The 12436-nt window shown below is 68.5% G+C and carries 11 protein-coding genes; all 11 read left to right on the top strand.

The genetic code is table 11. The features are described 5' to 3' along the window. The first annotated feature begins 30 nt into the window (after positions 1 to 30). From ACYSUO_RS39765 to nuoL, 11 genes are read left to right on the top strand one after another with little or no spacing between them, the layout of a single operon-like run. A complete protein-coding gene (locus tag ACYSUO_RS39765) occupies positions 31 to 585 on the top strand; it encodes a NuoB/complex I 20 kDa subunit family protein (RefSeq protein WP_006133126.1) in 555 nt (184 codons plus the stop codon). Beyond that, entirely contained in the window at positions 582 to 1334 is a 753-nt protein-coding gene (locus tag ACYSUO_RS39760; protein ID WP_461781082.1) for an NADH-quinone oxidoreductase subunit C, read from the top strand. Before ACYSUO_RS39765 ends, ACYSUO_RS39760 begins: the two co-directional genes overlap by 4 nt. Continuing rightward, on the top strand, positions 1331 to 2653 hold the full coding sequence (locus tag ACYSUO_RS39755) for an NADH-quinone oxidoreductase subunit D (protein ID WP_461781081.1): 1323 nt from the start codon (positions 1331 to 1333) through the stop codon (positions 2651 to 2653). Before ACYSUO_RS39760 ends, ACYSUO_RS39755 begins: the two co-directional genes overlap by 4 nt. Beyond that, entirely contained in the window at positions 2650 to 3510 is an 861-nt protein-coding gene (gene nuoE / locus ACYSUO_RS39750) for an NADH-quinone oxidoreductase subunit NuoE (protein WP_461781080.1), read from the top strand. Before ACYSUO_RS39755 ends, nuoE begins: the two co-directional genes overlap by 4 nt. Further along, positions 3510 to 4877 carry an NADH-quinone oxidoreductase subunit NuoF gene (gene nuoF, locus ACYSUO_RS39745; RefSeq protein WP_461781079.1) on the top strand — a complete coding sequence of 456 codons (1368 nt, stop codon included), beginning with the start codon at positions 3510 to 3512 and terminating at the stop codon, positions 4875 to 4877. The genes nuoE and nuoF overlap by 1 nt, the downstream gene beginning before the upstream one ends. Continuing rightward, positions 4874 to 7375, top strand: a complete 2502-nt coding sequence (locus ACYSUO_RS39740; protein ID WP_461781078.1) for an NADH-quinone oxidoreductase subunit G — start codon at positions 4874 to 4876, stop codon at positions 7373 to 7375. Before nuoF ends, ACYSUO_RS39740 begins: the two co-directional genes overlap by 4 nt. A gap of 26 nt (positions 7376 to 7401) precedes the next feature. Further along, complete coding sequence (nuoH, locus tag ACYSUO_RS39735) at positions 7402 to 8775, top strand: NADH-quinone oxidoreductase subunit NuoH (RefSeq protein ID WP_461781101.1); 1374 nt, start codon at positions 7402 to 7404, stop codon at positions 8773 to 8775. Further along, a complete protein-coding gene (gene nuoI, locus ACYSUO_RS39730; RefSeq protein WP_461781077.1) occupies positions 8768 to 9391 on the top strand; it encodes an NADH-quinone oxidoreductase subunit NuoI in 624 nt (207 codons plus the stop codon). The genes nuoH and nuoI overlap by 8 nt, the downstream gene beginning before the upstream one ends. Continuing rightward, on the top strand, positions 9388 to 10230 hold the full coding sequence (locus ACYSUO_RS39725) for an NADH-quinone oxidoreductase subunit J (RefSeq protein WP_461781076.1): 843 nt from the start codon (positions 9388 to 9390) through the stop codon (positions 10228 to 10230). The genes nuoI and ACYSUO_RS39725 overlap by 4 nt, the downstream gene beginning before the upstream one ends. Continuing rightward, positions 10227 to 10526: an NADH-quinone oxidoreductase subunit NuoK gene (nuoK, locus tag ACYSUO_RS39720; RefSeq protein ID WP_003974374.1), complete on the top strand. Its 300-nt coding sequence runs from the start codon at positions 10227 to 10229 to the stop codon at positions 10524 to 10526. The genes ACYSUO_RS39725 and nuoK overlap by 4 nt, the downstream gene beginning before the upstream one ends. A gap of 14 nt (positions 10527 to 10540) precedes the next feature. Beyond that, the gene (gene nuoL / locus ACYSUO_RS39715) at positions 10541 to 12436 is read left to right on the top strand and encodes an NADH-quinone oxidoreductase subunit L (RefSeq protein WP_461781075.1); all 1896 of its coding nucleotides are present in this window, start codon (positions 10541 to 10543) and stop codon (positions 12434 to 12436) included.

Below are 12436 nucleotides of genomic sequence, written 5' to 3'. Positions count from 1 at the left end.
CGTATAGGGGAGACCAGGAGCCACAGACCAATGGGACTCGAAGAAAAGCTGCCGAGCGGATTCCTGCTGACCACCGTCGAGCAGGCCGCGGGCTGGGTGCGCAAGTCGTCCGTCTTTCCTGCCACGTTCGGCCTCGCCTGCTGCGCCATCGAAATGATGACGACGGGTGCGGGCCGCTACGACCTGGCACGGTTCGGCATGGAGGTCTTCCGCGGATCACCCCGCCAGGCGGACCTGATGATCGTGGCCGGGCGGGTGAGCCAGAAGATGGCGCCCGTCCTTCGCCAGGTCTATGACCAGATGCCGAACCCCAAGTGGGTCATCTCCATGGGCGTCTGCGCCTCGTCGGGCGGGATGTTCAACAACTACGCGATCGTTCAGGGCGTCGACCATGTCGTCCCGGTCGACATCTATCTGCCCGGCTGCCCGCCCCGGCCCGAGATGCTGATGGACGCGATTCTCAAGCTCCATCAGAAGATCCAGTCCTCCAAGCTCGGCGTGAACGCCGAGGAGGCGGCCCGCGAGGCGGAGGAAGCGGCGCTCAAGGCGCTCCCGACGATCGAGATGAAGGGGCTGCTGCGGTGAGCGACGCGCACAGCGACAAGGGATCGAACGGGGTCAACCCCGAAAAGGACCTCAGCGCTTCCAACCTCCCTGGCCAGCGCGGGGACCAGGGCGAGGAGATCCGCGTCCAGCGCGGCATGTTCGGCGCCAACAACGGCGGCGACACCTCCGGCTACGGCGGCCTCGTCCGCTCGATCCGGCTGCCCGGCGAATCCTCCCGCCCCTACGGCGGCTGGTTCGACGAAGTGGCGGACGAGCTGGAGGGCGCCCTGGAGGAACAGGACCTCGTCCCCGAGAACGCCATCGACAAGACGGTCGTCGACCGCGACGAGCTCACCTTCCACATCGAGCGCGAGCACCTGGTCCGCGTCGCCCGCACCCTGCGCGACGACCCGGCCCTGCGCTTCGAACTGTGCACGGGGGTCTCGGCGGTGCACTACCCCGGGGACAAGGGCCGCGAGCTGCACGCCGTCTACCACCTGCGCTCGATCACCCACAACCGGCTGATCCGCCTCGAGGTCTCCGTGCCCGACGCGGACCCGCACATCCCGTCCCTGGTCCCGGTGTATCCGACGAACGACTGGCACGAGCGCGAGGCCTACGACTTCTTCGGGCTCATCTTCGACGGCCACCCCGCGCTGACGCGGATCATGATGCCGGACGACTGGCAGGGCTTCCCGCAGCGCAAGGACTATCCCCTCGGCGGCATCCCCGTTGAGTACAAGGGCGCCCAGATCCCGGCTCCGGACCAGCGGAGGTCGTACTCGTGACAACTCCCCACGCAACCCCGCGCGCGACCACGGAAGGCACCGTCTACACGGTCACCGGTGGCGACTGGGACGAGATCGCCGAGGCCGCGGTCAAGTCCGACGACGAGCGCATCATCGTCAACATGGGCCCCCAACACCCGTCCACGCACGGAGTCTTGCGCCTGATCCTGGAGATCGACGGCGAGACGGTCACCGAGGCCCGCTGCGGCATCGGCTACCTCCACACCGGCATCGAGAAGAACCTCGAGTACCGCACGTGGACGCAGGGCACCACGTTCGTGACGCGCATGGACTACCTGACGCCGTTCTACAACGAGACGGCCTACTGCCTCGCCGTCGAGAAGCTCCTCGGCATCGAGGACGAGATCCCGGACCGCGCCAGCATCATCCGCGTGCTCCTCATGGAGCTGAACCGGTTGTCCTCGCACCTGGTGGCCATCGCCACCGGCGGCATGGAGCTCGGCGCGACCACGATCATGATCTACGGATTCCGCGATCGTGAACTCGTTCTCGACATCTACGAGTTGATCACCGGCCTGCGCATGAACCACGCGTACATCCGGCCCGGCGGACTCGCCCAGGACCTGCCGCCCGGCGCGGTGGACCAGCTCCGCGAGTTCGTGAAGAAGATGAAGAAGAACCTTCCCGAGTACGACAAGCTCGCCACCGGGAACCCCATCTTCAAGGCCCGTATGCAGGACGTCGGCTACCTCGACCTCGCGGGCTGCATGGCCCTCGGCGCCACAGGACCGATCCTGCGCTCCGCCGGCCTCCCGCACGACCTGCGCAAGGCGCAGCCGTACTGCGGCTACGAGAACTACGACTTCGACATCCCCACCGCCGACACCTGCGACTCCTACGGGCGCTTCCTGATCCGCCTGGAGGAGATGCGCCAGTCGCTGCGCATCGTCGAGCAGTGCCTGGACCGCCTGGAGCCGGGCCCGGTCATGGTCGGGGACAAGAAGATCGCCTGGCCCGCCCAACTGGCCCTCGGCCCGGACGGTCTCGGCAACTCGCTCGACCACATCAAGAACATCATGGGCACCTCCATGGAGGCCCTCATCCACCACTTCAAGCTGGTGACCGAGGGCTTCCGCGTCCCGCCCGGACAGACGTACGCGGCCGTGGAGTCGCCCAAGGGCGAGCTCGGCGTGCACGCCGTGTCCGACGGCGGCACCCGCCCGTTCAGGGTCCACTACCGCGACCCGTCCTTCACCAACCTTCAGGCCATGGCGGCGATGTGCGAGGGCGGCCAGGTCGCCGACGTCATCGTCGCCGTCGCGTCCATCGACCCCGTGATGGGAGGCGTCGACCGGTGACCACCAGTTCTTCGGAGCAGGGCGTAAGTCTGGGCATGCCACAGCTGCCCGCGCCCGCTTACCCGGACGACGTCCGAACCCGCCTGGAGGCCGACGCGAAGGAGATCATCTCCCGCTACCCCGGCTCCCGCTCGGCGCTGCTTCCGCTGCTGCACCTCGTGCAGTCGGAGGAAGGCCATGTCACGCGCACCGGAATGCAGTTCTGCGCGGACATGCTCGGCCTGACCACCGCCGAGGTCACGGCCGTCGCGACCTTCTACACGATGTACCGCAGGAAGCCGAGCGGCGACTACCAAGTGGGCGTTTGCACCAACACGTTGTGCGCCGTCATGGGTGGCGACGCCATCTTCGAGTCGCTCCAGGAGCACCTCGGCGTCGGCAACAACGGCACCACGGACGACGGCAAGATCACGCTGGAGCACATCGAGTGCAACGCCGCTTGTGATTTCGCTCCCGTGGTGATGGTCAACTGGGAGTTCTTCGACAACCAGACGCCCGAGACCGCCAGGCAGCTCGTCGACGACCTGCGCGCGGGGTCCGAGGTGTCACCCACGCGCGGCGCTCCCTTGTGCACCTTCAAGGAGACCGCGCGAATCCTGGCCGGGTTCCCCGACGAGCGCCCCGGCGCCGTCGAGGCAGGCGGCAGCGCCGGGCCCGCCTCGCTGATCGGGCTCCGCCTGGCCAAGGGCGAGACGGAGCCCGCGCGCGTGGTCCACCCGCGCGGCGAGGGCATCGAGGGCGAGGCGCCCCACGACCCGTCGCCCACCGAGCACTTGAGCTCGCACGACGCGCCGCAGGACACATCGGCCTCCGACCCGCAGCACCCAGCGGGACCGACCGCCGAGGAGGGGGAGTGATGACCTTGGCAGCCGAGATCGAGAACAACGACACCAGCCCGGAGAAGCTGCTCTCTCCGGTCCTGTCGGCCTTCTGGGACCAGGACAAGTCCTGGTCTTTGGATGTGTACCGCCGGCACGAGGGATACGAGGGGCTGCGAAAGGCCCTCGCCATGGCACCGGACGACCTGATCGCGTATGTGAAGGACGCGGGGCTCCGCGGGCGTGGTGGCGCCGGGTTCCCGACCGGGATGAAGTGGCAGTTCATCCCGCAGGGAGACGGCAAACCGCACTATCTAGTTGTCAACGCCGACGAATCGGAGCCGGGGACCTGCAAGGACATCCCGCTCCTCTTCGCGAACCCGCACAGCCTCATCGAGGGCATCGTGATCGCCTGTTACGCGATCCGTTCCGAGCACGCGTTCATCTACTTGCGCGGTGAAGTGGTCCCCGTACTGCGGCGCTTGCACGAGGCCGTGCGCGAGGCCTACGCCGCGGGGTATCTCGGGCAGAACATCCTGGGCAGCGGTCTCAACCTTGAACTCACCGTGCACGCCGGCGCGGGCGCGTACATCTGTGGTGAGGAGACCGCACTCCTGGACTCGCTCGAAGGCCGCCGTGGTCAGCCGCGACTCCGTCCCCCTTTCCCTGCCGTCGCGGGCCTCTACGCCTGCCCCACTGTGGTGAACAACGTCGAGTCCATCGCGTCGGTTCCCGCAATCATCAATCGGGGCAAGGACTGGTTCAAATCGATGGGCAGCGAGAAGTCCCCGGGCTTCACGCTCTACTCGCTCAGCGGCCACGTCGCGAGCCCCGGCCAGTACGAGGCCCCGCTCGGCATCACGCTGCGCCAGCTGCTCGACATGAGCGGCGGCATGCGGCCGGGCCACCAGCTCAAGTTCTGGACTCCCGGCGGCAGTTCCACGCCGATGTTCACCGAGGAGCACCTCGACGTACCCCTCGACTACGAGGGAGTCGGCGCCGCCGGATCGATGCTCGGCACCAAGGCGCTGCAGTGCTTCGACGAGACGACCTGCGTTGTGCGCGCGGTCACAAGGTGGACCGAGTTCTACGCCCACGAGTCCTGCGGCAAGTGCACGCCGTGCCGTGAAGGAACGTACTGGCTCGTGCAGTTGCTGCGGGACATCGAGGCCGGCAAGGGCACGATGTCCGACCTCGACAAGCTGAACGACATCGCCGACAACATCAACGGCAAGTCGTTCTGCGCCCTCGGCGACGGCGCCGCCTCGCCGATCTTCTCCTCGCTCAAGTACTTCCGCGAGGAGTACGAGCAGCACATCACGGGCAAGGCCTGCCCCTTCGACCCGGCCAGGTCCACGCTGTGGGCCGGCCGGGGCGACAAGCACCGCACGGAGGTGAACGCGTGACCGTCACGACCAACGCTCCCTCCGGGGGCGGCGAAGCGGCTGTTCCGCCGGAGGACCTCGTCTCCCTCACCATCGACGGCATCGAGATCAGCGTCCCCAAGGGCACGCTGGTGATCCGGGCCGCCGAGATGCTGGGCATCGAGATCCCCCGGTTCTGCGACCACCCGCTGCTCGACCCGGCCGGCGCCTGTCGGCAGTGCATCGTGGAGGTGGAGGGCCAGCGCAAGCCGATGGCGTCCTGCACCATCACCTGCACCGACGGCATGGTGGTCAAGAGCCAGCTCTCCTCCCCGGTCGCCGAGAAGGCGCAGAAGGGGGTCATGGAGCTGCTGCTCATCAACCACCCCCTCGACTGCCCGGTCTGCGACAAGGGCGGCGAGTGCCCGCTGCAGAACCAGGCCATGTCGCACGGCCAGTCCGACTCGCGTTTCGAGGGCAAGAAGCGCACCTACGAGAAGCCGGTCCCGATCTCGAAGCAGGTGCTGCTCGACCGCGAGCGGTGCGTGCTGTGCGCGCGCTGCACCCGGTTCTCCAACCAGATCGCGGGCGACCCGATGATCGAGCTGATCGAGCGCGGCGCGCTCCAGCAGGTCGGCACGGGTGAGGGCGACCCCTTCGAGTCGTACTTCTCCGGGAACACGATCCAGATCTGCCCGGTCGGCGCGCTGACCTCGGCGGCGTACCGGTTCCGCTCCCGCCCCTTCGACCTGGTCTCTTCGCCTTCGGTGTGCGAGCACTGCGCGGGTGGCTGCGCGACGCGCACCGACCACCGGCGCGGCAAGGTGATGCGCCGTCTCGCGGCCAACGACCCTGAGGTCAACGAGGAGTGGATCTGCGACAAGGGCCGCTTCGGCTTCCGGTACGCGCAGAAGCCCGACCGACTCACCAGCCCCCTCGTACGGGACGCGGAGAGCGGTGAACTGCGGCCCGCTTCCTGGCCGGAGGCGCTGGAGGTTGCCGCGCGCGGGCTCGCCGCCGCCCGCGGCCGCACCGGTGTCCTCACCGGTGGCCGCCTCACCGTCGAGGACGCCTACGCGTACAGCAAGTTCGCGCGCGTCGCCCTCGACACGAACGACATCGACTTCCGCGCGCGCGTGCACAGCAGCGAGGAGGCCGACTTCCTGGCGGCACGCGTCGCCGGTCGCGGTCGCGACCTGGACGGCAGCGGGGTCACGTACAAGGCGCTCGAAAAGGCGCCCGCGGTCCTCCTCGTCGGGTTCGAGTCGGAGGAGGAGGCGCCCGGCGTCTTCCTCAAGCTCCGCAAGGCGTGGCGGGGACACGGGCAGAAGGTCTACTCGCTTTCTACGTATGCGACGCGCGGCCTGGAGAAGGCGGGGGGCACGCTGCTGCCCGCCGCTCCCGGCACCGAGCCCGAGTGGCTGGACGCACTCGCCTCCGGTGTCGGCCTCGAAGGTGGCGGAGCGGACGCCGCACAGGCGCTGCGCGGCGAAGGCGCCGTGATCGTCGTCGGCGAGCGCGTCGCGGCCGTGTCGGGCGGTCTCACCGCCGCCGTACGGGCCGCGTCCGCGACGGGGGCCCAGCTGGTGTGGATCCCGCGCCGGGCCGGTGAGCGCGGCGCCGTCGAGGCGGGCGCGCTGCCGTCGCTGCTGCCGGGCGGCCGGCCCGCGACCGACCCGCGCGCGCGGGACCAGGTCGCCGCCGCCTGGGGTGTGGCCGAACTGCCGCACCGCTTCGGGCGGGACACCGGGCAGATCGTGGAGGCCGCGGCCACCGGTGAACTGCAGGCCCTTGTGGTCGCCGGGGTCGAGGTCGCCGACCTGCCGTCCCCGGCACGCGCGCGTGAAGCCCTTCACGAGGTGGGCTTCCTGGTCTCCCTGGAGCAGCGTCCCAGCGAGGTCACCGACCACGCCGACGTCGTCCTTCCGGTGGCCGCGGTCGCCGAGAAGGCGGGCACGTTCCTCAACTGGGAGGGCCGCGCCCGGATGTTCGAGGCCGCGCTGAAGCCCGACCAGATGACGCGGCGGGTCGCGCCCACGGACGCGCGCGTGCTGCAGATGGTGGCGGACGCCATGGACGTCCACCTGGGACTGCCCGATCTGCGCTCGCTGCGCGGCGAGTTGGACCGCCTGGGCAACTGGGACGGGCCGCACGCCACGGAGCCCCTTGAGACGTCGGGCCAGCTGCCGCGCCCCTCCTCCGGAGAGGCCGTCCTCGCCGGACACCGGCTGCTGCTCGACCAGGGCCGCCTCCAGGAGGGCGACGACGCGCTCGCCGGGACCCGGCACGCCGCCCACGCGCGCGTGTCCGCCGCGACCGCCGCGGAGGCGGGCGTGAAGGACGGCGACGTACTGACGGTCACCGGGGCCCTGGGCAGCGTCGCGTTCCCGCTCCAGGTCACCGAGATGCCCGACCGCGTCGTGTGGCTGCCGCTCAACTCCGAGGGCGGCGGCGTCGCTTCGGACACCGGGGCCGTCCCCGGCGACCTGGTGAAGATCGGCCCGGCCGTCGCCGCCGGAGCCCCGGAGGTGCAGTCATGAGTCCCATGGCCCTGAGCCCGACAGCACTGAGCCCACTGGCGCTCGAAGACCTCTCCATGTTCGGCCGCGACCCCTGGTGGCTCGTCGTCGTCAAGGCGGTCTTCTGCTTCGCCTTCCTGATGGTGACCGTGCTGTTCTCCATCGTGTGGGAGCGCAAGGTCGTCGCCTGGATGCAGCTGCGCATCGGCCCGAACCGGCACGGCCCCTGGGGCATGCTCCAGTCGCTCGCCGACGGCATCAAGCTGATGCTCAAGGAAGACGTGGTCGTCAAGCGCGCGGACAAGGTGGTCTACATCCTTGCACCGGTCGTCGCGGCGATCCCCGCCTTCATGGCGATCGCCGTGATCCCGTTCGGCCCGGCGGGCAACGAGATCTCGATCTTCGGCCACCGCACGACGATGCAGCTCACCGACCTGCCGATCGCGATGCTCTACATCCTCGCGGTCGCCTCCGTCGGCATCTACGGCATCGTCCTCGCGGGCTGGTCGTCCGGGTCGACGTACCCGCTGCTCGGCGGCCTGCGGTCCTGCGCGCAGATGATCTCGTACGAGATCGCGATGGGTGCCGCGTTCGCCTCGGTGTTCCTGTACTCGGGTTCGATGTCGACCTCGGAGATCGTCGCCCAGCAGCACGACCGCTGGTACATCGTGCTGCTGCCGGTGTCGTTCCTGATCTATGTCGTGACGATGGTCGGCGAGACGAACCGTGCTCCGTTCGACATGCCGGAGTCCGAGGGCGACCTCGTCGGCGGCTTCAACACCGAGTACTCGTCCATCAAGTTCGCGATGTTCATGCTCGCCGAGTACGTGAACATGGTGACGGTCTCGGCGGTGTCCGTGACGCTCTTCCTGGGCGGCTGGCGGGCACCGTGGCCCATCTCCACGTTCTGGGAGGGCGCGAACCACGGCTGGTGGCCGATGCTCTGGTTCGTCATCAAGGTCCAGCTGCTGTTGTTCTTCTTCATCTGGCTGCGCGGCACGCTGCCTCGCGTCCGCTACGACCAGCTGATGAAGCTCGGCTGGAAGGTCCTCATCCCGGTCTCCGTGGTGTGGCTGATGCTGGTGGCGACCGTGCGGACGCTGCGCAACGAGAACTACGACTTCGCCTCCATCGCCCTGTACGTCGGAGCCGCGATCCTTGTGGTCCTGATCCTGTCGTTCGTCGTGGACATCTTCCGCGACCGCGGGGCCAAGCGGCGCGAGGCCGCCGAAGAGCCCGTCGCCTTCGACCCGATGGCGGGCGGATTCCCCGTCCCGCCGCTGCCCGGACAGACGCTGCCGCCCGTTCCGCGCAGGCGCTCCCGCCGGGAGCGGGAGCTGATTGTCAGTGGTGGCCCCGATACTCAGAGTGACGAGTCGCTTGGCGGATCTCACGATGGAAAGGAGGCGTCCGATGGCTGACGAGACCGACTCCGGCCAGCAGAAGGACACCGAGCCGGGGTTCCAGAACCCCGTCGCCGGCTTCGGCGTGACCTTCAAGGCCATGTTCAAGAAGCGGCTGACCGAGCAGTACCCGGAGCAACCGAAGACCACTGCTCCCCGCTTCCACGGCAGGCACCAGCTCAACCGCCATCCGGACGGCCTGGAGAAGTGCATCGGCTGCGAGTTGTGCGCCTGGGCCTGCCCGGCGGACGCGATCTACGTGGAGGGCGCGGACAACACCGAGGAGGAGCGCTACTCGCCGGGTGAGCGCTACGGCCGCGTCTACCAGATCAACTACGCCCGCTGCATTCTGTGCGGACTGTGCATCGAGGCGTGCCCCACGCGCGCGCTGACGATGACGAACGAGTTCGAGCTGGCCGACAGCAGCCGCGCCAACCTCATCTACACCAAGGAGCAGCTGCTCGCCGGGCTCGACGAGGGCATGGTCGACAGCCCGCACTCGATCTTCCCCGGCATGGACGAGCAGGACTACTACCGGGGTCTCGTCACCGAGGCGGCGCCCGGCACAGAACCCCAAGTGGCCGTCTCCAAGGGCGAGAAGCCCAGTGAAGACGCCGAGGGGGTGGACGTATGAGCGCGCAGCTCACCGCGGCGACCACGCTCGCTGCGAGCACGTCCACCGGTGAGGCCTTCCAGTTCTGGATCCTCGGCACGGTCGCCGTCATCGGCGCCCTGTGCACGATCCTGATGAAGAAGGCCGTGCACAGCGCCCTGTGCCTGGCCGGCACCATGATCATCCTGGCGATCTTCTACCTCGCCAACGGGGCGTACTTCCTGGGCATCGTGCAGATCGTCGTCTACACGGGCGCGATCATGATGCTGTTCCTCTTCGTGGTGATGCTCGTCGGCGTCACCGCGGCCGACTCCCTGACGGAGACCATCAAGGGGCAGCGCTGGCTCGCCGCCCTGTGCGGGCTCGGCTTCGGGGTGCTGCTCATCGCGGGCATCGGCCAGGCCTCGCTGACGCAGTTCAACGGACTCGGCAAGGCGAACGCCGGGGGGAACGTGGAGGGCCTGGCGGCCCTCATCTTCACCAAGTACGTCTTCGCCTTCGAGATCACCGGCGCCCTGCTGATCACGGCCACCGTTGGCGCGATGGTGCTCACGCACCGCGAGCGCACCGAACGAGCCAAGACGCAGCGCGAGTTGGCGGAGGAGCGGGTGCGCGAGGGCAAGCACCTCCCGCCGCTGCCCGCCCCGGGTGTCTACGCCCGGCACAACGCGGTGGACATCGCGGGCCTGCTGCCCGACGGCACCCCCTCGGAGCTCACGGTCATGCAGACGCTGCGCGAGCGCGGTCAGATCCGGGATGTCTCCGGTGAGGCGATGAGCGATCTGAAGGCTCTGGAGCAGCGGTCGTCCGACCGTCTGGAGCGCTCGGACCGCGACCAGGCCGAGGAGGCGTCGAAGTGAATCCGGTCAACTACCTGTATCTCGCCGCCCTGTTGTTCACGATCGGCGCCACCGGCGTGCTCATCAGGCGGAACGCGATCGTCGTGTTCATGTGCATCGAGCTGATGCTGAACGCGTGCAACCTCGCGTTCGTCGCGTTCTCCCGGATGCACGGCAATCTCGACGGCCAGATCATCGCGTTCTTCACGATGGTCGTCGCCGCCGCCGAGGTCGTGGTGGGGCTCGCGATCATCGTGTCGCTGTTCCGTTCCCGCCACTCGGCCTCGGTCGACGACGCCAGCCTGATGAAGCTGTAAGGGGTCGCTGAATCGTGGAGAACCTGATTGCGCTGCTCGTCGCGGCGCCACTGCTCGGAGCGGCCGTACTGCTGTGCGGCGGGCGGGCGTTGGACCGGGTGGGTCATCTGCTCGGCACACTGCTCGCGGCCGTCTCCTTCGTGATCGCCGTCGTGCTCTTCACCGACATGCTCGGGATGGGCCCGGAGGACCGCACGCTCAGCCAGCACCTGTTCAGCTGGATCCCCGTCGAGGGCTTCCAGGCGGACGTCGCCTTCCAGCTGGACCAGCTGTCGATGACGTTCGTCCTGCTGATCTCCGGCGTGGGCACGCTGATCCACCTGTACTCGATCGGCTACATGGAGCACGACGAGCGGCGCCGCCGCTTCTTCGGCTACCTGAACCTGTTCGTCGCGGCGATGCTCCTCCTGGTCATCGCTGACAACTACCTGCTCCTGTACGTCGGTTGGGAGGGCGTGGGCCTCGCCTCGTACCTCCTCATCGGCTTCTGGCAGCACAAGCCGAGCGCGGCCACGGCCGCGAAGAAGGCGTTCCTGGTCAACAGGGTCGGCGACATGGGCCTGTCCATCGCGATCATGCTGATGTTCACGACCTTCGGCACGTTCGCCTTCGGGCCGGTGCTCGACAGCGTCGGTGACACCTCCGAGGGCAAGCTCACCGCGATCGGCCTGATGCTGTTGCTCGCCGCGTGCGGCAAGTCGGCGCAGGTCCCGCTGCAGTCCTGGCTCGGGGACGCGATGGAGGGCCCGACCCCGGTCTCGGCCCTCATCCACGCCGCGACCATGGTGACCGCGGGCGTCTACCTGATCGTCCGCTCCGGCGCGATCTTCAACGGGGCGCCGGACGCACAGCTCGTCGTCACCATCGTCGGCGCGGTCACGCTGCTGTTCGGTGCGATCGTCGGTTGCGCCAAGGACGACATCAAGAAGGCGCTCGCCGGCTCGACGATGTCGCAGATCGGCTACATGATCCTCGCCGCGGGCCTCGGCCCCATCGGCTACGTGTTCGCGATCATGCATCTGGTCACGCACGGCTTCTTCAAGGCGGGGCTGTTCCTCGGCGCCGGTTCGGTCATGCACGGCATGAACGACGAGGTCGACATGCGGAGGTTCGGCGGCCTGCGGAAGTACATGCCGGTCACCTTCGTGACGTTCGGCCTCGGGTATCTGGCGATCATCGGCTTCCCGGGCCTGTCCGGCTTCTTCTCCAAGGACAAGATCATCGAGGCGGCGTTCGCGAAGGGCGGGACGGAAGGCTGGATCCTCGGCTCCGTCGCCCTCCTCGGCGCGGCCATCACGGCGTTCTACATGACCCGCGTGATGATCATGACCTTCTTCGGCGAGAAGCGCTGGCAGCCCGACGCCGAGGGCCACGAGCCGCACCCGCACGAGTCGCCCTCGTCCATGACGATCCCGATGATCGTGCTCGCGGTCGGCTCGGTCTTCGCCGGTGGCTTCTTCTCCATCGGGGACCGCTTCCTGCACTGGCTGGAGCCCGTCACCGGGCACGACCACGGGCACGCGCCCATCAGCGCGGGCGTGGTCACCGGAGCCACCATGGTGTGCCTGGTGATCGGTGTGGCGCTCGCCTGGGTCCAGTACGGGCGCCGCGAGGTTCCCGCCGTCGCCCCGCGCGGCTCGCTGCTCACCCGCGCCGCACGGCGTGACCTGCTCCAGGACGACTTCAACCACGTCGTCCTGGTGCGGGGCGGCGAGCACCTGACGCGCTCCCTCGTATACGTCGACCACACCTTGGTTGACGGGGTGGTCAACGGGACGGCGGCCTCGGTCGGCGGCCTCTCCGGTCGGCTGCGCAAACTCCAGAACGGCTACGTGCGCTCGTACGCCGTCTCGATGTTCGGCGGCGCGGCGGTCATCGCCGCGGTGACCCTGCTGATGAGGGCGGTCTGA

Source organism: Streptomyces sp. UC4497, assembly GCF_054871485.1.
Note: the sequence above shows the minus strand (reverse complement) of the source record. Positions and strands in the feature narration are given on the sequence as shown.